The sequence below is a fragment of the Phyllobacterium sp. CCNWLW109 genome (genome assembly GCF_037203905.1).
Taxonomy (GTDB): domain Bacteria; phylum Pseudomonadota; class Alphaproteobacteria; order Rhizobiales; family Rhizobiaceae; genus Phyllobacterium; species Phyllobacterium ifriqiyense.
This window is the reverse complement of the sequence record NZ_JBBCBK010000001.1, coordinates 753818-779127: the sequence shown is the minus strand read 5'-3', so window position 1 is coordinate 779127 and position 25310 is coordinate 753818. Positions and strand designations below refer to the sequence as shown.

The following is a 25310-nucleotide window of genomic DNA, read 5'->3' as shown; positions in this document are numbered from 1 at the left end:
CGAGGAACAACACATGACCGTTGCACAGAAAACGCTGACGCCTGACGTCAATGGACCCGATATCGGCGCCACCACTCGTGGTCTGTATATTAACGGAAGCTGGTGGCCGGCTTGCAGCAACCAACAGATTGATGTCATCGATCCGTCAACAGGCAAACGAATTGCGGCTGTGGCCGACGCGACGGTAGAGGATGCGCGCGCATGCATCGATGCTGCCGCGGCGGCAGGCCCCGCATGGCGTGCAACTCCCCCTCGCAAGCGATCCGAAATCTTGCGACGTTGCTTTGAGTTGATGATTGAACGTTCTGAGATGCTGGCCACACTCATATCGATGGAGAACGGCAAGGCATTGCGCGATGCTCGCGGTGAAGTGGTCTACGCTGCGGAATTCTTCCGTTGGAACGCAGAAGAGGCCGTACGCATCTCAGGAGAATTTGGGATAGCGCCATCGGGTACCAATCGGATCATTGTTGACTATCAGCCCATAGGGATTTGCCTGCTAATAACGCCTTGGAACTTTCCGGCGGCTATGGCTACTCGCAAAATCGCACCTGCCTTGGCCGCAGGTTGTACGGTGATCTTGAAACCAGCAAGTGAAACGCCACTGACCGCCTACGCCCTGGCCTCCATCTATGAAGAAGCCGGCTTACCATCAGGCACCGTCAACGTTCTGACAACAAGTAATCCTGGCCCCATCACCGCTACAATACTGGCGGACCCGCGCGTGAGAAAGCTCTCATTTACGGGTTCGACCGGAGTCGGTCGACTTCTGTTGGGCGAAGCAGCCAAGCACGTTATTTCCTCCTCCATGGAACTCGGCGGCAATGCCCCATTTGTGGTATTTGATGACGCCGATCTTGAAGCCGCACTCGACGGAGCCATGATCGCCAAGATGCGTAACGCGGGAGAAGCATGCACCGCTGCCAACCGCTTCTACGTACAGTCTGGAATATATGATTCATTTGCCGAAGGTCTTACGCGGCGGATGGCGGCTCTGAAGGTTGGGCGAGGCGTTGATGAACAGACGGAATGCGGCCCGATGATAACGCGAAAAGCTGTTGAAAAGATTGATCGATTGGTCCAAGATTCGATAAGCAAGGGTGCCCGCGCTCTATGCGGTGGCGAAATATCCGCTGGGTCCGGTTTCTTCTACCCACCAACGGTTTTGGTTGATGTTCCAGACACTTGCGAGATAGCGCACGAAGAAATCTTCGGCCCCGTCGCGCCGCTTTACCGTTTTGAAACGGAAGAAGAGGCAGTCAGCTGGGCCAACAACACGGAGTATGGACTGGCCGCCTATGTCTATACGCGTGACCTCGCCCGCGGGCTTCGTGTTTCTTCCGGCATAGAAGCTGGAATGATCGCGTTAAACCGGGGGCTGGTTTCCGACCCGGCCGCTCCCTTCGGCGGAGTCAAGCAGAGCGGACTCGGGCGCGAAGGCGGTCAACATCATGGCATTGCCGAGTTTATGGAAGCAAAGTATATCGCAACAAGCTTCTGAACCGGGAGACTGATCTTGGAAACTGATCCCTTCCGCATCCGCGCTCATGTCGCAGATTTCGATATTATCGTGGAGGACATTATTGCAGCCAGTGCCAGAACCCGCGATAGGCTCAACGCCAAATTGGACGTCCCATATGGGACTGGCACCAATGAAACGCTGGACATCTTCCTCCCCGAGGGCGCACGCGAACGCCGTCCGGTGCACATATTCATTCATGGAGGCTACTGGCGGATGTTCTCCAAACGAGATTACTCCTATATTGCCGACACAGTGACTAGCGCCGGAGCGATCGCCATTATTATCGATTATGCGCTTATGCCCGGCTTCAGGATGGCCGTGCTCGTGGATCAGGTGCGACGCGCGAAGCAATGGGTGATCCAACACATCGCCGATTATGGTGGTGATCCGTCTCGGATTACTGTGAGTGGGCATTCTGCTGGCGCCCACCTTGCAACATTCCTGTTTCACAAACCGGACGGCACTTCGAATATTGCCGCAGGGCTTTTGCTGGGTGGGATCTACGATCTGAAGCCTTTGCAAAAATCTTTTCTCGCTTCCGAAATTGGCATCACCGATGCAGAAGTCGAGGCATTCTCGCCCATTTCACATCACTATGACAAAGGCTGCGAAGTGCTTATCGCCGTCGGAGCCAACGAAACACCTCCGTTCCACCAGCAAGCGGCGGACTTCGCCACTCTCTTGGCTGCCGGGGGGCAGAAAGTGGCAACCAGAAACATCGCTCAAGCTGATCATATGAGCAGTGTTCGCGATCTCGGACGTGAAGATCGTCCCTCAGCGACCCTTCTGAAGGACCTTATTTTAAGACATCGGTAAAAGAAACTCACGAATGCCTGTGGTGGTCGACGTAACGTCTGTGACAACTGCCCGCTCAGGAATAATCGCACCGGCATAGGTCCGGGTGCAATCATTCCTTGAAGACGTGACGAGTAAATCCTGAAATTATTGCGGGAAACAGTTACTCGAACATCGCAGGCCGGCTCACTCTCCGGCGCTGACACGTCGCCGACTGCGCCACCTTGCAGCATAAGGCAGTGCAAACATGTACAGGCCACTGAACAGCATCAAGAAAAGTGGGATCAAAGGAGAGTAGACTACCCACATGGGACGATCACTGTCATCCATTCCTAAGAGAGCGAAATTTGCAATGACGGTTACCGTAAAGACGATAGACAGCCATCGGTGAGCCAGCCGAATCCAAACATTTATATTCAATGGAATCCCCTTATGTTGCGCCTGATGACATCCGATTATTTGCGCCGGTCGGCTTCACTCTATCGATGCCAAGACCTTTTCAAGGGCATCGAAAAATTTCGGCCATCCATCCCTGGCACCATGGTAGGCCTGCTCCTGATCCGGTCGGAATCCCGACTGTTCCATGCGCAGCCTCGTCCCCGTACTCGTCGGAATGAGTGTCCATGTGACGACACTCTCAAGACCATACGCAGCCCATGTATATGACAGCCTCCTGTCCTGCTCGATTGCCGTTACCTGGCAGTTAACCGAGCCCCAATCTGCGTTAAGACTGAACCGGTGATCGACAACAGGCTTGAAGTCATTTTTCATAAGCCATTCCTCTATGAGGTATGGTTGCGTCAGAGCGCGCCAGATCTTTTCCGCTGGATAAGAGATTTCACGCTCGACAACTACGGAGCGTGTTTGCGTAGAGGCTTCGGTCATTAGTCCATCCTTTTGAGCAGGTTTTCGAGGTCATCAAATCGGTCTTGCCAGAAGCCGGTCATTTGGCTTGTCCAGTCTATCAGCGGTGCCAGAGCAAAGAGCTGAGCACTATAGTGCGTCTGGCGACCTTCCTGCCGATCGCGCACCAGCCCTGCCCGCTTCAATACTGCAAGGTGCTTTGAGACCGCGGGTTGCGATATTCCGGCCTGGGCCGTCAGCGCCCCAACCGTCTGCTCTCCTTCTCGGCACATGCGCTCGAAGAGAGCCCGCCTGGTCGGATCGGCGAGCGTTTTGAACAATATGGTGTGGCTCGGCAGCAAAACATATATCTCCATGGTTATGATTAAACGTATAACCATTGAGCTATGCGTTAGTCAAGCGAGCTTCTCCGAAACACCCTACGCAAGCGTCTCCGTCATGATAAATTGAACGCTTCCTTCAAGTGACATTATGAAATGCGTAACCCAATGCCACTTGACCTCGCCCTTAGGGCAGGCCTTAGACAGGTGACATGACTCATTCTCATCTGCTTGCCGGTCGTTTCCGCGCGGCCACCCGTCTTTCTGCCAAGGCACTGCGGCTCTATGCTGAGCAGGGCCTGCTTGTCCCGGCCTATGTCGATCCACAGACCGGCTATCGGTATTATTCGGCGCAACAGGCACCTCGTGCCCGGCTGATTGCCAGATTGCGACAGCTTGGACTGTCGATGGCCCGCATCGCTGTCTTGCTGGAACTGCCAGCAGAAGCGCGTGCAATCGAATTGCGCACGTGGCTGGAGGCGCAAAATGCCCGTCTCGCCGTCCATACCGAATTTGTTGAGGCAATGGCCTTCCAAGCCGACCTCACACATCCTGCTCTGTCGATTGCGTTGCGCAAGGTTGATGCCACCAAAATCGTCAGCCGTCAGCGAGCGGTGACAGTGACCGGCCTTAATGGCTTTATGGCGGAAGCCGAAGCGGATATTCGCAAACATCTTGCCGCTTCAGGTCTTGCCCATAATGGCAGGATGAGTGTGCATCATCACAACCTCACCACACGTGACGCTGATGGTCCTGTCGAGGTTGCGATAACCTGCGATGGCCCCGTTGAGCCAGCCAGCGACTTGATAATCCGTCTGCTGCCTGCTCGGCGTGAGGTCTTCACGCCGATACCCGCAGACCAACAGAATTTCCCCTTGGTGCTGTCCGTCTACGACGCAATTGAAACCTGGATCGACCGACAAGGCCTTACCATCATCGACAGTCCTTATGAAATCTATCCCGGTAGCGACAACGCGCCTTTCGACATCGTCTATCCAGTCAATCCCTGAAGAAAGTGCCTAAATATGAATATCCCCTATGTCGGCTCCGGACCTTATTGCTACGCCAATGCCTTTGCCATGATGTTTGGTGCCGCTGCGCCCTCGACGGCCGTGATCGAATTCTCCACGGCAAGCCCGTTCGGCATGCAGCTGATTGGCGGCAGATTGCCCTTCTTTGACCCTTATGGCTGGGATCCGGAACGAGGTTTTGACGACGCGCTTGCTGCTCTCGGCTGGTCATCTGATGTCGCAAGAGGCGGAACGGCTGAGGAGGCGCTTTCACGCTTAAAGTCGGCGCTGGCCCATGGGCCCGTCTGGGTGGGTCCGGTCGAAATGGGATATCTGACCCACCAACCTGGCATGAAAGAACCCATAGAGGCTGACCATTATGTTGTCGTGCTGGAGGTCGATGAGGAGCGCGTGCTGATGCATGATCCCCAAGGCTACCCCTTTGCATTGCTCCCTCTGACCGATTTTATGGCTGCTTGGGCTGCGAAGACAGTAGCTTACGGAACGCCCTACACCATGCGCACCAGATTCGTACGGCAACGAAATGTAACGGAGGTCGATATCATTAAGGCTGCGATCCCGGCAGCAAAACAGTGGCTGTCGATGGAACACGCGCCTGTTATGCCCGCAGGCAGTTTGGGCAATAGCAGAGCGGCCGAAGCACTGGCAGAACTGGTCGCCGACAACTGCGATGATGCCTTGCGCGGACACCTGATCCATTTTGCGGTTCGGGTAGGTGCCCGCAGGACCAGCGATGCCGCCGCTTGTCTCGCCCGTATCGGCAGTGTAGATGCCGCTGTCATCGTTGCTGAACAGGCCCGTCTGATAGGCAGTTTGCAACATCCCCTTGTCGTTGGGGACGACAGGAGAGCCGCAGCCGCGCTTATGAACCTCGCACCTACCTATGACCGGCTACGTGCGGTTTTGTAGTTTGAATTCACAGTTTGGCCGCCACGCTGCAAGACCAAGACAGTTTTGATGCTCGTTGCTTACGGTGTCCCAATGACTTTGGCCTATCACTCGGACGAGGAAAAAAAAGCCAACAATGCTTCAGCAAGCCGTTCAGGCGCTTCTTCGGCGACGTGATGTCCACTGTCGATGCCGTGGCCACGCAAGTCTGGCGCCCAGGGTCGCCACACGCCAAGCACATCGCCATAAAGTAGCTCGAGATCATCCCTGAGCGACCACAGAACAAGGGTAGGACAGACTACTGTGCGACCGCTGTCCCGGTCGATGCGGTCATGATGGGCGTCGATCGCCAAGCCGGCTCTATAGTCGCCGAGCATCCCCTTCACCGTCTCTGGGTTGGTGATCGCCGCCAGAAAATCCGCGTGGTTCTCGCTTCCCATTGCTTCCTCAGACCCGCCATACCATGCAATCGGATCAGCGAGAATAGCCTGCTCAGGCTTACCTGCCTGGGCGAAGAAAAACCAGTGCCACCATTTTTCCGCAAATAGCGCATCACAGCGTTCCAAAGCCTCCAAGATCGGCACCCCGTCTAGAATCGCCAAACGTTCAACCCGTCTGGGGTGGTCCATCGCGCAGCGGAATGCGGTGTAACTTCCTCGGTCGTGACCCGCTATCATAAACCGCTGGTGGCCAAGCGCTTCCATCAACCGAACGCAATCATCGGCCTTTGCTCGCTTGGATGCCTGCGAATGACTCGCCATGTCCGGCGGCGACGAGGACTGCCCGAAGCCGCGCAAGTCAGGGCACACCACGGTAAATTTTGCTGCAAGGATTGGCGCAACGCGGTGCCATGTCGTGTGTGTACGTGGGTGCCCGTGCAGGAGAAGAAGGGGCGGACCTGAGCCGCCGTGCCGCACTCGCAACACGGCATCGCCGACGTCGATCCGATCCAGTGCGAAGCCTTCGAACATTTCCCTCACTCTATCATCAGCGAGGGCATAGTAAAGTTTTTCCCTCGCAGCTGCACAAAGGATCTTGGTCGTTCTGACAAGACTATCAGGGGGAGCCTGCCTCCAACGAGCCACGACGGCCTTTGGTTGTCCAGATTTTTATATTTCATTGCAAAGTATCAAAGGCAACACCAGAACCCGAGCGCGCAATAGAAAGTTTGCCGATACTGGAGCCTAGATGACACTACCACCGCGGGCTTTTGATCACCAGGAACTGCTTTCCTGCTAAAAGTGTTAAATCTACTGTCCCATGGTAAGTGATTGGGAATAGCATACGAGACGCGAGGCACAAGGTGCCAATCAAGCACGGTGTGAAAACAACTTTTGGGGACATCATATGGGACGAGCCACTCAGCCAGGTCTATGAGACTGTGGGACAATGCACTCCTGAGATCGAGTATAGTGTCTCTCAGTTCGATAACTATGAACACGAGGTGTCGCTCGACAGATGGTGCGCCTGAAAATCCGATAATCTTGACGCATACCACTACTGGTGGGTGACAGTTGCGGAGAGGCCAACAAGAGATAGGGATGGGCACGGTTAATCCGATTGCCAATCAATGGCACAGAACCCCACGGCCCCCAATCTTCTGTAAAATACCGGCCACGGCTAGCGTTCCTTGAAGGTATAAAAAGATCATTTGGCATTCGGATTGCTGCCCTGCTGATACAAGACCTGCATCATGGCAATGAATTTTTTATAAACACTCAAATGATGGAAGGAGCCTCTACCGTTTATTTAAACGGCGGACGGAGATCGGTTAAAACAACATTTGCAAGCAATCCGCGAGCCACACAGCGCAATCCCGTAGGTTCAAACAGAACTATAGGTTTCTCGCCGAATATGGCTGACAAGGCTGAACGGATATATCGTGTGCCATACCCTGCCCTCGTCGGTTCCTTCACAGGCGGCCCCCCACTTTCAATCCATTCCAGCGTCAAAATCGGCTGGGCGTCATCGGATATCTTCCAGATTACACTTATACGTCCTTCATCCGTGGACAAAGCGCCATATTTGATGGCATTTGTGACCAGTTCATGCAGACATAGTGCAAGTGTGGTGCCAGCGTCGCGGTTGAGCAGAAGCTCCGGGCCATCGATTTTCAGCCGCTTTGCTCTGTCCGCATAAGGTTTTAAGGTCAGATCAACGATTTCTCGCAGGTCGACCGTGTCGCCACCTTGTTCGAAGACAGCCGAATGAACATTAGCCAAGGCTCCCAGGCGCCCCTCAAAGTCCGCCACCAGCGTGTCAATCGTATCTGCTGCGCGACGGGTCATTCTGAAGATAGAGCTTACGCTCGCCAGAATATTCTTGACCCTGTGATTGAGTTCGAAGCGGAGGTCGCGCTCACGCTCGATCGAATCTCTGACTTCACGCTGCCGTAAACGCACCAAAAATGCAGATTGAACAGCGGTTACCAGTTCGAGAGATATGACGGGTCTTTGAAAATATATTTGCCTTGCTTGCGGCCATAGTCTTTCCAATTCCGCACGGATACGGGCATGCGGGGCCTTTCGGTCCAGAAGAACGAAAATGGGCAGGTCTGACCAATTCGGCTGTGCCGACAAATGTACCGAAATGGCTTCTATCGTCCTGGGTGTCAACGACTCGTGGGTTACGAGAATAACGCCGGGAGATTGCGCCAGCATCTCAGCCAAATCCTCTGTGCTGGCGCATACCCTGACGTTCATACCATTTTCAACGAGCAAAATCTCGATAAACGCGGCGTCCTTGCGGTATGGAGCAAGGACGAGCGCCCAATCAAGTTCGCTCTGGTTCTCGTCGTGCATCAGAGTTCAGGAAGGGGATTATAAGGAACAACTGACACGCCCGAACTCTGGATCAAAAGTTCCCTAACGTCCAGGTCATGAGGACCATGGCGTTTTTTTACCACCGTTATACTGCGCCTGAGTTTTCCCTCATGTTCTGAAATTCTCAAAAGCAACACTGTATCGCCGAGAAAACTGACGTCGACATCAATTCCAACATTTTGGCCCAGCAGCCCGTGTTGAGCCACGATCAACATCGTCAGGACGCCCGACCGGGCAAGGTATTTCAGCAGCGACTGAATATCTCGCACGGCCTTTTCACGATGCGGGAGGGAATTCAGGTATCCGGTGAAGCTGTCGATCACAACCACGCGGGATTTTTCGCGGGTGACGACTTCCTGAGCGATTTTGCCAAACTCCCCCGGCGATATTTCGTTGGGATTGAAATCACGGATGATCAGCTGACCCTCTTTGTGGAACTGGCGCAAATCCATCCCCAGTCCCTCTGAGCGCCTGAAGAAAGTTTCCAGACGTTCTTCAAAAAGGAACAGCGCAACGCTTTCACCGCGTTTCAGGGCGGCAGTAGCATATAAGGAGGACATGGTGGATTTACCCGTGCCGGATTGGCCGATCACGAGCGTCGTGGTACCGGATTCCTGACCGCCCCCAAACATCTCATCAAGCGCGGTGACGCCCGATTTGATCAGTTGCGGTTTGACGGTCTCGGATGCGGTACCCGGAATGATCCTCGGATAGACGATGACGCCCTCTCCCTCACGTATCGCCATGTCGTGATATCCGTCGGCAACGGGTACGCCGCGCATTTTGCTGACTTCTATACGGCGACGAACCCCGCCATATTCTTCAAGAGACTTGTCGAAGCGGATTACACCATGCGCGATACCCTCGACCTCTTCACCATTGCGCTCGGAGGACCCACTGGTCTGCGTATCCAGCAATAATGCAATGACACCATGTTTGGCCAGAAACGCCTTGAAGCCAAGCAGCTCCCGGCGGAACCGTGGCGAATCGCCCGTGATCAGCCGGATTTCCAAAAGCGAGTCGTAGACAAGCCGACTGGGCTTATGATCCTCAATGGCTTGCTCAACCGCTTTACGGGTTTCGTCCAGCCGAAGCTCCGTCGTCTGGAAAATCGACTGATCAGACGCGCCATTCACAGCGTCTGATGCCGACAGCTCCTCGATCCTGATACCGTCGAGTTTCCAACCGTGAGAGACAGCAATGGATTTCAGTTCCGCCGTCGTTTGGGACAGGCTGACGTAGAGACAGCGTTCGCCATTTTGAGCACCTGCAAGCAGGAATTGCAGTGCGGCCGTGGTTTTGCCAGATCCGGGCGCTCCCTGGAGAATGTAAAAATTGGAGGCGGGCAGCCCTCCCCTCAGGATTTCGTCCAATCCGGTGATACCTGTTTTGACAACCGGCGGTTTTTTTGGCGTAGCCATGCAAGGAGTTCCATTCTTGGAATACAGGAGCGGCGGGTACGCCGACCGCTTAAAGCCGAACAAGCCTCAGGCTTATATTTCATGGCTGTGATCGTCAACATGGCGCCCTGTTGAGGATTGCGATTTTGCCCGGCATCAATCAGCCGCGATTCACTATTTGCCTCTGTACAGTTCGTGGCCGCCTTGATGATATGGTCGGGTGGGATTGCTTGTGATAAATCGACCCTCGATCGGAAGGGTTTTGTTGGTTGTCTGTCGGTGCCTGAGGCCGGCATAAAGTTGATAGGGTCAATACGCGAACGGCGGCAGCCAGTTTGTGACCTTCCCAGATCTGCATTATGATCAGGGGGCTGCCACAAGGTTCCATATTTTCTCATGGTGGACAACAAAGTCCTTGTTGAACAATGCGCGTCACGTCCCCAAAATTCTATTGACCTCCATTGGATGGAACGAGACATTCGAAAGGATGTGGGAACGGAAGCGCGCTTGGGTAGTTTACTGAGATGAGGGAAGCAATTCTAATGACCGAACTGCGCAACAATCCAATTGAAAAAACAATACAATCTTCTCGTCGCGATGACCCTGGCATTTTCTCGATTTTGACGACGCGATCGGTTTCGAATGTTTCCAGTGGGCTACATCTGGCCAACAAAGGCCAGGTGTGATGTCGATTGTGAAGAACGACCTTGCTGACAAGAGTTTAAACGACCCACACAGACTGCTTCGTAATATGATTGATCAGGTGCCGGACTACCTGTTTGTCAAGGATCTGGATTGTCGCTTCATCGTGGCAAATGAGGCAGTTGCCCGTATTCACGGATTTGAAAGTCCGGATGATCTGACCGGAAAGAACGACTTCGACTTGCATGATGCATCCTCCGCAGCAAGATTCTCCCAAATCGAACGTCAGGTCATTCGTACTGGTGTTGCAATGATAGGGATGGAGGAATGCGTCGTTGATGCTGCTTCTGGCAAGGAGAGGTGGTTATCCACTTCGAAGGTCCCGCTAAGATCAACAAATGACACTGTCGTAGGGCTGGTTGGAATCTCGCGTGACATTTCTGCTCGCAAAAGAGATGACTTTCTCAGGGATGAGCAGACAGCGATACTTGAGATGATTGTTGTAAATTCACCTCTGCATGCAGTTCTTGATCGCCTGGTTAGACTTATGGAAAGACAGCTGGTCGGTGTATACGGTTCAATTTTGTTACTTGACGACGGTGGTACTCACCTCAAGCATGGAGCCGCGCCTACGCTATCGCAAGAGTATTGCCGGGCGATCGACGGTCTCCCCATTGGACCTGGTGCCGGATCGTGCGGGACTGCTGCCTGGCTTGGCGAAAGTGTGATCGTTGCTGACATCGCCAGTAATCCACTTTGGAAGAATTACCGCGATCTGGCTTCCCGTCATGGTCTGAAATCCTGCTGGTCGGCTCCAGTATTGTCTCACGATGGCATCGTCCTTGGCACGTTCGCACTTTACTCGGCCGGAGTACGCCATCCGGAGCCGGCAGAGATCAACCTGACACAAATCGCGACCAGAATCGCAGCAATTGCGATCGAACGGAAACATGCCGAGGATAAGATCCGCCATATGGCTTACCACGATATGCTGACTGGTTTGCCAAATCGTATTCTCCTGACGGATCGCCTCACGCAGGCAATGTTACAGACGAAACGGCACAACCCATGGGTCTCGGTCCTTTTCGTCGATTTGGATAATTTCAAGTTCGTCAACGATAGCCTCGGCCACACTGCAGGCGATGAACTTTTAAAGACGGTTGCCCGACGTATGGAGAATTGTATACGGCCGACGGACGCGGCAGTGCGTATGGGCGGCGACGAATTTGTTATCCTGTTGACAGATCTACCGGAAAACACCGACGCGATTGCTGCCGCAATGCACAAAATTCGAGCAGCGATCCTGGAGCCAATGATTATCAGAGGCCGAGAGTTCCACATCACTTGCAGCATAGGTATCGCCACCTATCCCCAAGATGGAACAGATGCTGAAACCTTGATCGCAAATGCGGATATTGCCATGTATAAGGCAAAGGAAGCAGGGCGGGACGGATTTCGCTTTTTCACGCCGGAACTTAATATAAAAGCCCATGAAAGGTTAGCCCTCCACGACGGAATTCGCCGAGGCATTGCTCAATCCGAGTTTCACCTTTTGTATCAACCTCAAGTGGAACTGGAATTCGGACGCATATTCGCTGTGGAAGCCTTGGTCCGGTGGAATCATCCGCAATTGGGACTGATAAATCCCAACGAATTTATTCCGTTGGCAGAAGAAACGGGGCTTATTGTGCCGCTCGGCGAGTGGGTTCTTTACGAAGCGTGCAAGCAGAACAAAAGATGGCAGGACGCCGGGTTTGAACCAATTACCATGTGCGTCAATGTCTCGGCTCGTCAGTTTCACGATCAGAATTGGACGAGCCGTGTCATGCACGCATTGGGCGAAACAGAATTAGATGCCAAGTGCCTTGAACTTGAGCTTACTGAGAGTTTGGTAATGCGGGACGTCAACGAAGTAATTGCCACAATGGAGGAACTGCGCAAAGTCGGTGTCAGTTTTGCCATTGACGATTTTGGTACGGGATATTCAAACTTAAGTGCCTTAAAAAGCCTCCCAGTTTCACGGTTGAAAATAGATAGGTCGTTTTTACGAAATTTGGTTGAGGATGACGATGACAAAACGATTACCGCAGCCGTCATATCGCTTGCGCAAAAGCTCAACATGAAAGTGATCGCAGAAGGGGTTGAGACCCACGAGCAGCTGACATTTCTGCGTGAAAATCATTGTGACGAAGTGCAAGGTCATCTATTCAGTGAAGCAGTATCTTCCACCGAAATAGGCAAACTGCTCCAGAACCAACAATCGAAATCAGGGCTGGCGCCGGCATGAGGTGCTGCTGCAATAAAACCCTCCGCACAGGCAAGCCAGCCGGGAGGCTGTCGGTAACTCTACCGCTTTGAAATCCACAGATCGGATGTCCGGCGAGCTGTCTCCCCGGTCTGACGGTGTCGCGAAAGAATCACTCAGGTGAAGCCGAGGCTTTATTGGATGACCTGGGTGCATTCAGCGATGGAGTTGAGTACTGCTCAGCTTTCACTAGCTGGCTGAAATTCGATAAATTTCGTGTCGAATAGCAGGCTGGCCACCGCCAGCACATTGCCATCCGATTTTCTGATTGTAAGCCAAATTCTACCATTGCCGCATTCCACCAGTTCGTCACGTGCCAGGTCGGTTACAATCCTTGAAGCTTCTTTAATGGCGCCGGCATTGTCAGGAAGTTCCACCCCTTCATCATCGCGGGTCCTGCCGTCGCCATTGTCCAAATCGAAGTAATATCGGCTCATGCTTTTTCCTCTTCTGGAACATAAGCCTCTTTGAAGGATTAGGTTCCTACAGGTGCCGATAAAATTTCAACACGCCCTCTGGAGTACGTTTCTTTGATTGAATCCTTGCTACTGAAACTTGAGAGTCACGATGTCGTATCAGTTGCGGAAAAGTCATTGCTGCAATCAATGATAACCCAGGACAAGAATTTTTCCGCGGATGAGGATCTTGTCGTCGAAGGAAGCCGTCCGAGGTATAGTACACTTCTGGTGGAGGGCTTTGCTGCTCGCTACAAGGTACTTGAAAATGGGAGTAGGCAAATTACATCTCTGCATGTTCCCGGCGATTTTGTGGACCTTCATGCCTTTCCTTTGAAGGTTATGGATCATGGCATTGTTGCACTCACACCTTGCCGCATAGCTCTTTTCGATCACAACGATATCATCATGGTTACCGAGAGGTTTCCCCATCTCACGCGTTTGCTGTGGCTGCAAACCCTTATCGATGGCTCTATTCACCGGGAGTGGATCGTGGGAATGGGACGGCGACCCAAGAAAATACATCTCGCCCATTTGATTTGCGAGCTTTTCATCCGTCTGCAAGTGGTGGGCCAGACACGGGATAATTCGTTTAGCTTTCCTCTCACACAAGCCGAGCTGTCAGATGTGATGGGCATATCAGTGGTCCATCTGAACAAAAGCCTGCAAATGTTACGGCGGGAAAATCTCTTCAAATGGGCGGGTAAGATCGTGACTATTCTCGATTGGGAACGTCTTAAAGAGTATGCCGATTTCAGTCCTCTTTATCTCAACTTAAGTGTCGAACCACGCTAGTTCCAGAGGGGGTCTGCCTTCAAACAGGATCATTCAAGTACGCTGGCACATAGAGGAAGCCCCTTCTTGGTCCCCGCATCTCTTTAATGAACACGCGCGATGTGCCGCAGGTGAGCGCAGAAAACCGACTATAAACCACCGATCAGTCTAAGGACCGCATAGGCCGGATATTATCAACGCTGATATCGCCAACAATGACCCCTCGCGTCAGATCGGTTCTACCGCTTTCAATCTCGATGACCGTATAGAGCTTGTCATCGCGGAAGGCACTTGCATTGAAAGTGGTAACATCATCGGCAGGTGCCGCATCGACTTCCATAAAATCAAGCTCGCGGCCCGCGGCTACAATTCTTGCATCGCCACTGGTCCGTGCAGCCACCACGACCTCTCCTTGAAACGGCGAGTTCTCCCATCGGGGATCGTCAGGTGAGGCGGTCGGCACAACCCTATAGACGTGAAGTCTTTCGCCTTGGCCAACAAGGCCGGACGAGCGGCTCGCAGCATCGGCAATCTGCGCTTCACTTTCTACGGATTGTCCGAAGGATGTCGGGCTGCTCTTATCGAAAGCAGGATTGCCTCCGGATCCATCTTCATTTGACATTGGGAACCTCCCTGAGTTGTCGTTGGAACGAGCTGGCAGAGTTTTCGTTCCCCAAGCTTCCAGCCTAAAGAAGATTTTTGGCGTCAGCCTGTTCCCGCGTGAAGTCGATCACCGGCCACTCCTGCGTTGTTTCGGCTTGTACGGGCCGCTCGAGATAGGTCGACAGCACGACATAGCTTCGCGTCGCCTTCACACCTGGCGTTGCGTACAGTTGCGCCAGCAAATGTTCAAGAGCTTGAGTCCCGTTCGTGCGAACCTTGAGTAGCATGCACGCGTCGCCCGCTACCGAATGGATTTCCTCCACTTCCGGGTACTGGCTTATTGCCAGCAAGGTCGGTGTTTTCCCCCAGCCTGTTGTGTCCACATGGACAAACGCCAGAAGCGATTTTTCTACACTTGCGGGGTCTATCAGTGTTGAGACGCTTTTGATCGCTCCCCGCTGCCGCAAGCGTTTGACACGCTCATGTGCCGCCGGGGCCGAAAGGCCAACTCTCTGTCCAAGTTCAGCATAGCTGAGGGTCGCATCCCCCACCAGTTGACCTAACAATTTTCTGTCCATTGGGTCTGCCCTATGCGCCTCCCCTTTATGGTGCAGAATACCATCTGTTTTTTTCACGACCGTAAACTCCCTGGTTGCCGCCGAATAACATTCGAATATTGTGAGCTTATGCAGAATGATAATCACGTAACAAGCGAAATTTCATCACTGTCGGTTCCCGCAATAGTCTGGGCCCTGACGGGATGCATTGGTCTGATCGGCTCAAATTCACTTGCACTGGGTCCGATTGCGCCGGCAATTGCCGATGGGTTCGACGTAGAAGTTCAGGACATTATGCTGGCATCGGCTGCCTTTGGGCTTGGAACCGCGTTGGGGGCCATCGCTCTGGGGCAACTGATAGATCGGGCGGGCCCTCGTAGAACGCTTGCCTATGTCATGTTGATAATGGCGATCGGTTTTATCAGCAGTGGTGTGGCTCAAGGCGCAGTCGTCCTGACGATTTCTCAGTTTCTCGTCGGCATATCGGCCGGTGTCGCCCTGCCCGCAATTTATACTCTTGCTGCCGTCGTTGCTTCGCCCGGACATGAAGGGCGCACGATTGGTATCGTACTCACGGGTTGGACGATCAGCATGGTGGCGGGTGTACCCCTTTCGACGTTGATCGCTGACGGTCTTGGCTGGCGTGCATTTTACATCGCAATCGCCGCAGCGGCTCTCATTGCTGGAGCGGGATTATCGGTGAACGGGCAGCATGAAACACAGCGCAAGGGTGTTGCATCAAGAACGCCAATCACCGCTTTGACGATCAAAGGCGTACTGCCGCTTCTGGCAGCCTGTGGGTGTTTCATGGCGGCTTTTTACGGCGTCTATGCTTATGTCGGCGATCACTTGCATGTGAACCTGGAATATCCTGTGCGAGCCACCGGGCTTGCGGCGATCTTCTACGGGATCGGTTTTGGAAGCGCCGTATTTCTGGACCGTTATGTTGACGCCTATAGTGGCCGTCGCGTTTTGCTCCCCTTAATCTTTCTGATGGTCGCTGTGGTTTACGCCGTGATGTCGCTCGTATCAGGCACCTACACCGGGGTTCTTGCCGTCATGGCAATCTGGGGGCTCGCAAATCACTTCGGCCTGAACGTGCTGATTATGCGACTAACGGCCCTGGAACCTTCACAACGTGGGGCAATAATGGGTCTCAATAGCGCGGTAACCTACCTTGCACTGTTCGCTGGGACTATCGTCATGGGTAAAGTCTACGCGGCCGAGGGGTTTGTTTACATTACTCTATGCGGGGGCTTGCTCAGCTTGCTCGCAAGCGTTTTTTCGCTCTGCGCGGCCTATATGCAGAGCCCGAACTAATTGCAGCGGGAACGGCTGGCGTATGTCTCTGCACCGCCTTGAGTATTGAGCAAACGAGTGTTATGTTCTATCTTTGTTCCAAGCAGAATCAGAAATAGGAACCAGTTTTTCGATGAGTGTTGCGCATCTTGATAAGTTGAACGTTGCACAACGCAAGGCCGTAGAATTTGGTATCGGACTACCCGATGGTCAGACTGGCGGACCGCTTCTTATCATTGCGGGAGCGGGATCGGGAAAAACCAATACGCTGGCACACAGGGTTGCACACCTCATTGTAAATGGTGCCGATCCTCGCCGTATCCTTATGATGACATTCTCGAGACGTGCGTCCGCTGAGATGTCCAAACGGGTCGGCCGTATCTGTACGCAGGTGCTTGGGCAAAAGTCCTCGATCATGACTGACGCCTTGGATTGGGCGGGAACATTTCACGGGATAGGCGCACGGCTTTTACGTGACTATGCCGAACAGATTGGGCTTGACCCGAACTTTACTATCCACGACCGGGAAGATTCGGCCGATCTCATAAATCTGGTCCGGCACGAACTTGGTTTCTCCAAAACCGAAACCCGCTTTCCGACCAAAGGAACTTGCCTTGCGATCTATTCTCGCGTCGTCAATTCTGAACGCCCACTCAACGAGGTTCTAAAGGATGTTTTCCCTTGGTGCGCCATGTGGGAGACAGAACTTCGCCAGCTTTTTGCCGGTTATGTCGAAGCCAAGCAAGCACAGAACATTCTCGACTATGACGATCTACTCCTCTATTGGGCGCAGACCGTTTGCGATCCGCTGCTTGCAGAAGATATTGGTGGCCGCTTTGATCACGTCCTCGTCGACGAATATCAAGATACCAATCGCCTACAATCAACCATTCTGTTGGCCTTGAAGCCCGGAGGACGCGGTCTGACGGTAGTCGGTGATGACGCGCAATCTATTTATTCGTTCCGCGCTGCTACCATTCGCAATATCCTCGACTTTCCAAGCTCATTCACTCCACCGGCGGATGTCATCACACTTGACCGCAATTACCGCTCCACACAGCCGATCCTGAGTGCGGCAAACGGCGTGATTGATCTGGCATCCGAACGCTTCACAAAAAATCTCTGGACGGAGCGACAGTCTGCGGAAAGGCCGAGACTCGTCTCTGTGCGCGATGAAAACGAGCAGGCAAATTACATCGTCGAGCAGATATTGGAGACCCGGGAAACCGGAACAACTTTGAAACAGCAAGCGGTGTTGTTCCGTACTTCACATCACAGCGGACCCTTGGAAGTTGAACTGACCCGGCGCAACATTCCTTTCGTCAAATTTGGTGGATTGAAGTTTCTCGACAGCGCCCATGTTAAAGACGTATTGGCCATGCTTCGCTTTGCGCAAAACCCGCGTGATCGTGTTGCCGGATTCCGCCTCATGCAGATACTTCCAGGCGTTGGTCCTGCTTCGGCACAGCGCGCACTTGAAGACATGGCGATAGATGCGGACCCATTAAGTGCCCTCACCCAGCATCCGGCACCTCCGCGCGCCGGTGACAATTGGTCGGACTTCGTTTCGACCGTTCAACAACTCAGCGCCAGAAGGATGGGCTGGCCTGCCGAGATTGAGTTGGTCCGGCGTTGGTACGAACCGCATCTGGAGCGTATTCACGAAGATGCGCAAATGCGCCAGGCTGATATTCTTCAGCTTGAGCAAATTGCCAGCGGCTATCCTTCGCGAGAGAGATTTCTGACTGAACTCACTCTTGATCCGCCGGACGCGACAAGCGATCAATCTGGCGTCCCATTGCTGGATGAGGATTATCTCATCCTATCGACGATCCATTCAGCCAAGGGACAAGAATGGAAATCGGTTTATCTGCTCAATGTGGTAGACGGCTGCGTGCCGTCCGACCTTGGTACCGGCTCAACTGCAGAGATCGAGGAAGAGAGGCGCCTGCTCTACGTCGCCATGACAAGAGCAAAGGATAGCTTGCACCTTGTCACCCCTCAGCGGTTTTTCACGCATGGCCAGAACGCCAAAGGCGATCGGCATGTTTACGCTTCCCGCACACGGTTCATTCCAGCCACTCTACTGCAATATTTCGAGTGCTGTTCATGGCCGATTGCACGCCCTGAGAACGCGAGGGAAACTGAGGCCCGTGGCGTTCGGGTTGATGTAGGTTCACGCATGCGTGCTATGTGGAGTTAGTTCCCTCACCGAGCCTTTGGCCACACAGTCAGGCTGTCACTCAATCGGCAAATGTGCTTGTCTTACCAAATCTGCCTTGAGTCGCGCGGTTTCCATTCCAAGTTCAATGAATTGGCGAGCATGTTTTGCAAGGGCCAAATTATCATCCCAAAGGTTACGCCAGATTGCGGTCTTAAGTGACAGATTTTCATCAACTATCGTCGTGGAAAAGGACTCAAAAGTTAGGTAATCGTCCCAGCCAATTGCGATCAATGAATCAAAGATAGCGCCGAAATCGATGCTGCCGGTGCCAAGATAGCCGCGATGACTTTCACCAATATGAATGTATCCAATTTTCTCGGCAGCATGCCGGATAGCTAATCCGACATCAGCTTCCTCAATGTTCATGTGGAATGTATCCAAATGCAACAAGACATTCGATGCACCGGTGTCGTGAATATAAGCCAGACCTTGAGCTGCTGTATTAAGCATATTGCTCTCGAAACGATTTACGATCTCGAGATTGAGCGTCACGCCTGCTGCTTTCGCATGGTCGGCGACTTTTGAAAGCGCCGTAACGCTGTTATCCCAGCCCCGCTTTGTCAAAGCATGTTCTTGCTTCCCATGCGCTGAAGTCAATATTCCCGCAAGCTTCGATCCGCCCAAGTCGCGGACAAGAGCAATCGCCTTGTCCAGAATATCCGTTCCATTGCCAACGATGGCCATATCGGAACTTGATATATCGCCATCAGGCGGCAAACCCATACTGATCGCTACATCGAGCCCAAGGTCTTGAATGCGCCCGGCCAGCCACTTTACATCGACCTGTCTTGGATCAAGATATGAAAATTCGATCAGCTTATAGCCCAGTTCATGCGTTCGGTTGAGCGCGTTTTCCAGATCGCCTTTAGATGAGCCTGCGCTCCAAACGAATGAGTGAACACCGATTTTTGACATGGAAGACTTTCTGGCAATTGAGAAGGGTTAAAAAAGACCTGCCCGCATCATTATCGCGGACAGGTCTTCACGAAAAACTCTACCGAGCGGCAGTCCAACCTTTGTATTCCTTTATATTATCGGCAGTAATCAACTTGGGATCGAGAAGAACTGTCGTTTCGGCAGGTTTGTTTCCGTTCATCAAATCAACCGCCATCTTGAGGGAATCGCCGGCCATAACATAAGGATCCTGGGAGGCCGAAGCCTTGATCATCGACTTTCCACTGGCGAGAGACTTCTCAATATCCGGCGCACCGTCGACGGCGGTGAGGAAGAATTCGCTGCGATTCAGCTGCTTTGCAGCCAATTCTGCGCCGATTGCCGTCGGATCATTGATTGCAAAAACGGCATCGATCTTGTCAAATCGTGTAAGAAGTCCCTGCATGACGGCAAGGCCACCATCGCGGGAACCCTGGGCATTTTGATCGTCCGACAGGATTTTAATTTCCGGGTTCTTTGCCAAAACACTCTTACAGCCTTGAACCCGATCTATGATTGAAGACGAAGCCGGACCGTTGATGATCACGACATCGCCCTTTCCTTTGAGCTGATCTACAATGTACTGACAGGCTTCCTCGCCGGCTTTTATATTATTGGTCATGACAGTAACATCGGCGCCGGGAGCCGACACATCGAATGCAGCAACAATGACTCCTGCTGCCTGAGCCTTTTTCACCGCTGGTGCAATTGCCTTGGCATCCACTGCATTCAGCATGATGATGTCCACGCCAGCGGCAACAAAGCTGTCCATCTGCGAGACCTGCTTGTTAAGATCATAATCCGCCGAAACAGACGTTACCTGTACGCTTGGGTTGATCTGTTTGGCGCGATCTTCAATGCCCTTGATCGTCGCTACAAAGAATGGATTTCCTAGAAGGCCGACCGAAATACCGATCTTTTGCAAGTCCTTGGCCGCAGCAGGCATGACAAGCGAAGCAGCAAGCGCTGTTCCCATAAGCAATTTCGAGATAATTTTCATTTTTTCCTCCATTTATGACGCTCCCAGCGTCTTGTTGCCCGGCCAGCCGGGTTTGGTGGACCACACGTCAGGTGCGGCTCAATCCTTTCAGTCGGTACCGGTCGAGACCGACCGCGACAATGATGACAAGGCCTTTTATGATGTACTGCCAAATGTCCGAGACGCCTACCAAGATCAGCCCGTTAGAAAGGACCGCGATAATGAGAGCGCCTACGAGAGTTCCCCAGATCGAGCCGACCCCTCCAACGAAGCTGGTCCCCCCCAGAATGACTGCCGCGATTGCATCGAGTTCGTACGACTGACCAAGCTGAAGGCCATTGGCAGCATAAAGACGTGCCGCAGACATGACGCCTCCAAGGCCCGAGAGCAGCCCGGAGACGCTGTAAACAAAAAGCAACACTAATGGTACTTTTATGCCTGTCAGGCGTGCCGCCTCAATGTTTCCCCCCACCGCGTATATCCATGTGCCAAGGACTGTGCGTTTAAGCACAAACCACGAAATCAGGATCGTCGCCAATGCTATGATTGCCAGCCAAGGGACGCCAAGAAAATTTCCATTTCCTATGAAATCAAAAGGCAGGTCAGCATTGAATATCGTTGTGTCGTTGCCAAGCAACCGCGCGATACCGCGCATAGCAGTCAGCGATCCAAGGGTCACGATGAAAGGTGGAAGATTTAAAAAGGCAATGATGCTCCCATTCACCAGACCACAGGCAAGTCCAACCGCGATCGCAGCTGGAATACCCAGCATTCCAATATCCGGAAAAAGCGAAACGATTACGCCGACCATTGCAGAAGCGGCCAGGATTGAACCGACTGACAGATCAATTCCGCCTGTCAGAATGACAAAAGTCATCCCCGCAGCGAGTACGGTGTTAATTGACGCCTGTTGCATCACGATCGAAAGATTATTGACGCTCAGGAACCGTCCGCTCAACAGGTGAAAGCCGATCGCAAGGATTATCAGAACCGGCAGCATCCCCAAGGCAGTGAGCGTCGATCGAAATCTGGCCTTGTCCTGTTCTTTATCTGTCAATGTCGCGGTCATTGTTTCATCCGTTTCCGTTCTTCGGCACAGTCAAGCTCGACCGGCAGAAGAGCCGGTCGAGAGGGCCATTATTGCTTCCTGATCTATAGGTTTGTCTGGCGTAGCTCTGACTTCGCCCGCAATTTGCCCGTCCCGCATGACGAGCACGCGATCGGCAATCCCGATGATCTCTGGCAGATCACTGGAGATCACCACAATAGCGATGCCGGTTAGGGCAAGTTCATCGATGATGCGGTAAATTTCGGATTTTGCGCCAACGTCGACGCCACGTGTAGGCTCGTCAAGGATAAGCACGCGCGGTTTGGCTTCCAGCAACCTTGCGATCAACGCTTTTTGCTGGTTGCCTCCTGACAAGGCTCCGACATTTATATTGGCGCTTCGCGTCCTGATTGACAGCGAGGATATGGCGCGATCTGCGCGCGATCTTGCGGCGGCAAAATTAATGACCCCGCCCCTCGCCGCGTCAGCGGCCATCACACCCATATTAATGTTCTCGCTAATTGTCATGTCGAGGAAGAGACCCAGCCCCTTACGATCTTCTGTCAGATAGGCGATGCCTGCAGCGAGCGCATCGCTCGGATTTGAGATGGAAAGCTCCTTGCCAGCCAGTCTTACAACGCCGGCCGTTTTCACATCGGCTCCAAAAATCAGCCTAGCAAGTTCCGTCCGTCCAGATCCGACCAACCCAGCAATACCCAGAACTTCACCCGCGCAGGCATCAAAAGAGCAATCATGCACGCGGCGCGCATCACCAATATTCTGCACCGAAAGCACCGTCTCCATCTTGCCGTCAGATGCGTGATGTTCCTTCTTGTAAAATGATGACAGATCGCGGCCAACCATCATTGATACCAGTCTGGAAGCTGACAATTCCTCTCGCTCGAGGGTTCCAACGTACGCACTGTCACGCAGAACACTCACCCGATCGGCAAGCTGGTAAATCTCTTCCATCCGATGACTGATATAGATGATTGCAATACCATGTGCCTTTAGACTTGCTATAACTTCAAACAGGCGATCAGTTTCCCGCGAAGTCAGCGAAGTTGTTGGTTCATCCATGACAATTATGCGTGCATTGGTGGTCAATGCTCTCGCAATCTCGACCATCTGCCGCTCGCCAAGGGACAGTTCGCCGACCCGTCGCGAAGCAGAAAAATCAATTCCCAGGCGCCTGAGTATCGGTTCTGTTCGCTCGCGTATCTGGACTTTGTCTACCACACCAAACCGCGAAGGTTCCGCACCAAGGAACATGTTTTGGGCTACCGTCAGATTTGGGGCGAGAGATAGTTCCTGATAAATTACTGAGATGCCACTGGCCTTTGCCTTAACTGGGTCGCCCGCCACAACAGGAAGACCATCAATGTGAATACTCCCGCCAGGGTCAGCCCTATAGGCTCCCGACAGAACCTTCATCAGCGTTGATTTCCCCGCACCATTTTCGCCCATAAGCGCATGCACTTCACCTGCATGAACGGTCAGCGACACGTTGGACAACGCGCGTATGTTGCCGAACGTCTTGCTGATGTTGCGCATCTCCAGCACAGGAGCGGAGACTGCGAGAGACGAAACGGTCATACCAGCAATTCCTTGTGATCTACTTGCCGACCTGACGGGTCCCCGCTTTCGACCATGGCGCGCCACGCGTCGCGATAATCCGTCAAACCGGCAATTACAGATGGCAAAGCTTCTCGGGTGTCATTGGAGAAGGGGTTTGAGCCAACTTGACCGTATACGAGTGCTGCTGCACCAAATGCGCTGCCCTCCGGATTTTCGCTTGAATAGATTCGCTGGTCTTGCCGCAAGCTGGCCAGCAAGTTTGCGTACAGTCCAGTTTTGACCAAACCGCCATCAACCACAATTGCGTTGGTTGACTGGATGAGATCAAGTGACAGATCTGTCATCAGTGCAACGTATAGCAGAGCCGCACCAGCGCGCTCCTCGCCGTCGACAGACGGCCCTGTGAACCGACCCGTTTGATTTTGAGCGGGCCCGCCCGGCGCAAAGGAGGGAAGAACAAATATGCCCTTGGCTATGACCGATATTAGTGCGTCAACGGATATGGCGTTATTCCAGCCGCCACTTGCAACATCATATTCACGCCCTCCCATAAATCGGATGGTTGCGGTCGGTTGGTGATCTACAGTTACGTTGGCCAACATATCACGCCGCGAATCGAGCACCTCGAGCGGGCAAGACGAATTAAAAATGATGATCCAAGTGCCGGTAGAAACCAGGGTGAAGTCTTCAAAGCCAAGCGATCGATAATAATAAAGTGCAGCATTACTGTCATGGACGCCATTGTGAACCGCAACTTCAGCCGATGTCCCATTTTCCAGCTCAACGACATATTTTCCAATCCAATCACCTGCCCTTGCCAGCTCCGGCATTTTTTCCCGCCATCCCTGAGACGTCACCAAGCTGCTAAAGTCATCTGCGAGCGGTGCCCAAAGATGGGAGTGACAGCCAAGATAGGAAACTTCTGAAACCTTGTGGCCGGAAAATTTCCATGACCAAAATTGAGGATATGAAAGGATTGCATCCGCCTCGTGGATTAAGTCGGGATTGCGCTCCTTCAACCAGAGGATATGGCGTCCATAATTAAAGCCGAGTGGCAACGCTGGAGAAAATGTCTCGGAGTATTTTGGTATCAGTGTGTCGATTTTTCCAGCAATATCCGTGGGCGGTTCCTGCTCATAGTCCAGTATGGGGTGGATTAGCTTCTCTCCGCGAACTAATGCAAAGGTACAGCCATGTCCTGAAAACATAATGCTGTTGACGCCATGGTCGCAAACTGCTGCCCTCAACGAAAGCTTTACCCACTCAAAAAGGGCCGCATCGTCGAGAACACGGAGATCGCCGACATCATTCCAAACGGGTCTGGTGCGGGCTTGTGCCACTACTTTTCCCATGGCCGTCAAAACAAACAGCTTGGAATTTGTTTTGCCTAAATCAAAGACTGCGATGACGGGGTGATCTGTCAATTCTGCGACCCCATTCTTGCAATCAGGATCGTGATTCCGTGATCCTCCAACATCTTTGCACCCGCATCCGACAATCCGTCATCGATCACGATGGTCCCTATTCGCGAAAGCGGCAGCACGATATTGCGGGGTGCGATGGAAAGTTTTCGGCTATCGGCCAACAGGACAATTTCATCAGCACAGCGGCTTAGCTCACTTATCGCCTTGGCGAGCAGTGGATGAGACTCGAGCAAGCCATCATTGTTAATTCCCTGAGTTCCAACAAAGAAGCGCGAGGCAAAAAAATCAGGCACGCTGGCAGAGGCATCATGAATTATACCGGGCTCGCGGTATAATACGCCACCTGCAAGCGTCAAGTTGCATGTACCATGCTCGCCCAAATAGGCGGCTAGAGGCATCGAGTTTGTGTAAAGACGTACATTTCGCCGCGCCAGCTGGATCCCCAGCTGGAAGCAAGTTGATCCGGCATGTACGATGATTGAATCTCCATCGCGCACGAGGCTTGCGGCCTTTTCGGCAATGGCCCGTTTTGCCTCTACTGCAATGTCGCGGTTTTCATCGTAAGGACGAGCTGAAAGACGCGCACCGGTGCTCACCTCATTTGCGGAAATTCCGCCGTAGACCTTCCGGGCACTTCCAATTTCATGAAGCTTGTCAATATCGCGACGAATGGTGGCGGGCGATACGCCCAAGCGCTCCTGCAGGTCGCGGACCGAAGCAAACGGCGTCTCCTGCAACAAATCAATAATCTGCTTATGGCGCTCAGAATCGTTCATTCAACCTCCCGGCGTCTCCCAACACCAATGACGCAAGATAATCATACAACCGGGTAGCCTGCAAGTTTGAT

General features: G+C 52.9%; 24 protein-coding genes and 1 pseudogene. 10 read left to right on the top strand and 15 right to left on the bottom strand.

Annotation, left to right across the window (positions count from 1 at the left end; all coding sequences use genetic code 11):
• The first annotated feature begins 13 nt into the window (after positions 1-13).
• Complete coding sequence (locus V9K92_RS03845) at positions 14-1501, top strand: NAD-dependent succinate-semialdehyde dehydrogenase (RefSeq protein WP_337353315.1); 1488 nt, start codon at positions 14-16, stop codon at positions 1499-1501.
• Positions 1502-1516: 15 nt separating this feature from the next.
• The gene (locus tag V9K92_RS03840; protein WP_336441349.1) at positions 1517-2338 is read left to right on the top strand and encodes an alpha/beta hydrolase; all 822 of its coding nucleotides are present in this window, start codon (positions 1517-1519) and stop codon (positions 2336-2338) included.
• Positions 2339-2503: 165 nt separating this feature from the next.
• On the opposite strand, the gene V9K92_RS03835 is transcribed toward V9K92_RS03840, so the two are convergent.
• The 3 genes from V9K92_RS03835 to V9K92_RS03825 are packed head-to-tail and all read right to left on the bottom strand — an operon-like array spanning position 2504 to position 3537.
• Positions 2504-2737 carry a hypothetical protein gene (locus tag V9K92_RS03835; RefSeq protein WP_115054851.1) on the bottom strand — a complete coding sequence of 78 codons (234 nt, stop codon included), beginning with the start codon at positions 2735-2737 and terminating at the stop codon, positions 2504-2506.
• A gap of 54 nt (positions 2738-2791) precedes the next feature.
• Positions 2792-3202 carry an SRPBCC family protein gene (locus V9K92_RS03830; protein ID WP_307276880.1) on the bottom strand — a complete coding sequence of 137 codons (411 nt, stop codon included), beginning with the start codon at positions 3200-3202 and terminating at the stop codon, positions 2792-2794.
• The gene (locus V9K92_RS03825) at positions 3202-3537 is read right to left on the bottom strand and encodes an ArsR/SmtB family transcription factor (RefSeq protein WP_307278875.1); all 336 of its coding nucleotides are present in this window, start codon (positions 3535-3537) and stop codon (positions 3202-3204) included. The genes V9K92_RS03830 and V9K92_RS03825 overlap by 1 nt, the downstream gene beginning before the upstream one ends.
• Before the next feature lie 176 nt (positions 3538-3713).
• Between V9K92_RS03825 and V9K92_RS03820 the strand changes: the two genes are divergently transcribed.
• On the top strand, positions 3714-4511 hold the full coding sequence (locus V9K92_RS03820; protein ID WP_337353314.1) for a MerR family transcriptional regulator: 798 nt from the start codon (positions 3714-3716) through the stop codon (positions 4509-4511).
• A gap of 15 nt (positions 4512-4526) precedes the next feature.
• Positions 4527-5441 (top strand): hypothetical protein, encoded by a 915-nt coding sequence (locus tag V9K92_RS03815; RefSeq protein WP_336441347.1) that lies wholly within the window; start codon positions 4527-4529, stop codon positions 5439-5441.
• Between the two features lie 86 nt (positions 5442-5527).
• On the opposite strand, the gene V9K92_RS03810 is transcribed toward V9K92_RS03815, so the two are convergent.
• From V9K92_RS03810 to V9K92_RS03800, 3 genes are all read right to left on the bottom strand, one after another.
• The gene (locus V9K92_RS03810; RefSeq protein ID WP_337353500.1) at positions 5528-6391 is read right to left on the bottom strand and encodes an alpha/beta fold hydrolase; all 864 of its coding nucleotides are present in this window, start codon (positions 6389-6391) and stop codon (positions 5528-5530) included.
• Positions 6392-7165: 774 nt separating this feature from the next.
• Positions 7166-8221 carry a sensor histidine kinase gene (locus V9K92_RS03805; RefSeq protein ID WP_337353313.1) on the bottom strand — a complete coding sequence of 352 codons (1056 nt, stop codon included), beginning with the start codon at positions 8219-8221 and terminating at the stop codon, positions 7166-7168.
• Positions 8221-9663 carry an ATPase domain-containing protein gene (locus tag V9K92_RS03800; RefSeq protein ID WP_336441345.1) on the bottom strand — a complete coding sequence of 481 codons (1443 nt, stop codon included), beginning with the start codon at positions 9661-9663 and terminating at the stop codon, positions 8221-8223. The genes V9K92_RS03805 and V9K92_RS03800 overlap by 1 nt, the downstream gene beginning before the upstream one ends.
• A 521-nt stretch (positions 9664-10184) precedes the next feature.
• Between V9K92_RS03800 and V9K92_RS03795 the strand changes: the two genes are divergently transcribed.
• The 3 genes and pseudogenes from V9K92_RS03795 to V9K92_RS03785 all read left to right on the top strand — a co-directional run bounded on the left by V9K92_RS03795 (position 10185) and on the right by V9K92_RS03785 (position 12571).
• Positions 10185-10328 carry a hypothetical protein gene (locus tag V9K92_RS03795; protein WP_336441344.1) on the top strand — a complete coding sequence of 48 codons (144 nt, stop codon included), beginning with the start codon at positions 10185-10187 and terminating at the stop codon, positions 10326-10328.
• A pseudogene (locus V9K92_RS22830) lies at positions 10328-10678 on the top strand (PAS domain-containing protein); the annotation flags it as partial. The gene V9K92_RS03795 and the pseudogene V9K92_RS22830, both read left to right, overlap by 1 nt.
• Before the next feature lie 99 nt (positions 10679-10777).
• Positions 10778-12571, top strand: coding sequence for a putative bifunctional diguanylate cyclase/phosphodiesterase (locus V9K92_RS03785; protein ID WP_337353311.1), 1794 nt, complete (start codon positions 10778-10780; stop codon positions 12569-12571).
• Between the two features lie 197 nt (positions 12572-12768).
• Here V9K92_RS03785 and V9K92_RS03780 read toward each other — a convergent pair whose 3' ends face one another.
• Positions 12769-13026 (bottom strand): DUF6894 family protein, encoded by a 258-nt coding sequence (locus tag V9K92_RS03780; RefSeq protein WP_337353310.1) that lies wholly within the window; start codon positions 13024-13026, stop codon positions 12769-12771.
• A 93-nt stretch (positions 13027-13119) separates the two neighbouring features.
• Between V9K92_RS03780 and V9K92_RS03775 the strand changes: the two genes are divergently transcribed.
• Entirely contained in the window at positions 13120-13839 is a 720-nt protein-coding gene (locus tag V9K92_RS03775; RefSeq protein WP_336441342.1) for a Crp/Fnr family transcriptional regulator, read from the top strand.
• Between the two features lie 142 nt (positions 13840-13981).
• On the opposite strand, the gene V9K92_RS03770 is transcribed toward V9K92_RS03775, so the two are convergent.
• Positions 13982-14440, bottom strand: coding sequence for a hypothetical protein (locus V9K92_RS03770; RefSeq protein WP_336441341.1), 459 nt, complete (start codon positions 14438-14440; stop codon positions 13982-13984).
• A 64-nt stretch (positions 14441-14504) separates the two neighbouring features.
• The gene (locus V9K92_RS03765; protein WP_336441526.1) at positions 14505-14999 is read right to left on the bottom strand and encodes an Lrp/AsnC family transcriptional regulator; all 495 of its coding nucleotides are present in this window, start codon (positions 14997-14999) and stop codon (positions 14505-14507) included.
• A gap of 108 nt (positions 15000-15107) precedes the next feature.
• Between V9K92_RS03765 and V9K92_RS03760 the strand changes: the two genes are divergently transcribed.
• Both V9K92_RS03760 and V9K92_RS03755 read left to right on the top strand, forming a co-directional pair.
• Entirely contained in the window at positions 15108-16298 is a 1191-nt protein-coding gene (locus V9K92_RS03760) for an MFS transporter (RefSeq protein WP_337353309.1), read from the top strand.
• Between the two features lie 112 nt (positions 16299-16410).
• Positions 16411-18480, top strand: a complete 2070-nt coding sequence (locus tag V9K92_RS03755) for an ATP-dependent helicase (RefSeq protein WP_337353308.1) — start codon at positions 16411-16413, stop codon at positions 18478-18480.
• 36 nt (positions 18481-18516) lie between these two features.
• Here V9K92_RS03755 and V9K92_RS03750 read toward each other — a convergent pair whose 3' ends face one another.
• The 6 genes from V9K92_RS03750 to V9K92_RS03725 form a co-directional block, all read right to left on the bottom strand.
• On the bottom strand, positions 18517-19416 hold the full coding sequence (locus V9K92_RS03750) for a sugar phosphate isomerase/epimerase family protein (protein ID WP_307276843.1): 900 nt from the start codon (positions 19414-19416) through the stop codon (positions 18517-18519).
• 79 nt (positions 19417-19495) lie between these two features.
• A complete protein-coding gene (locus V9K92_RS03745; protein ID WP_337353307.1) occupies positions 19496-20434 on the bottom strand; it encodes an ABC transporter substrate-binding protein in 939 nt (312 codons plus the stop codon).
• A 67-nt stretch (positions 20435-20501) separates the two neighbouring features.
• Positions 20502-21482: an ABC transporter permease subunit gene (locus tag V9K92_RS03740; protein WP_336441337.1), complete on the bottom strand. Its 981-nt coding sequence runs from the start codon at positions 21480-21482 to the stop codon at positions 20502-20504.
• A gap of 30 nt (positions 21483-21512) precedes the next feature.
• Positions 21513-23057: a sugar ABC transporter ATP-binding protein gene (locus V9K92_RS03735; protein ID WP_337353306.1), complete on the bottom strand. Its 1545-nt coding sequence runs from the start codon at positions 23055-23057 to the stop codon at positions 21513-21515.
• Positions 23054-24463, bottom strand: coding sequence for an FGGY-family carbohydrate kinase (locus tag V9K92_RS03730; protein WP_337353305.1), 1410 nt, complete (start codon positions 24461-24463; stop codon positions 23054-23056). Before V9K92_RS03730 ends, V9K92_RS03735 begins: the two co-directional genes overlap by 4 nt.
• Entirely contained in the window at positions 24460-25239 is a 780-nt protein-coding gene (locus V9K92_RS03725; RefSeq protein ID WP_336441334.1) for a DeoR/GlpR family DNA-binding transcription regulator, read from the bottom strand. The genes V9K92_RS03730 and V9K92_RS03725 overlap by 4 nt, the downstream gene beginning before the upstream one ends.
• Positions 25240-25310 lie beyond the last annotated feature (71 nt).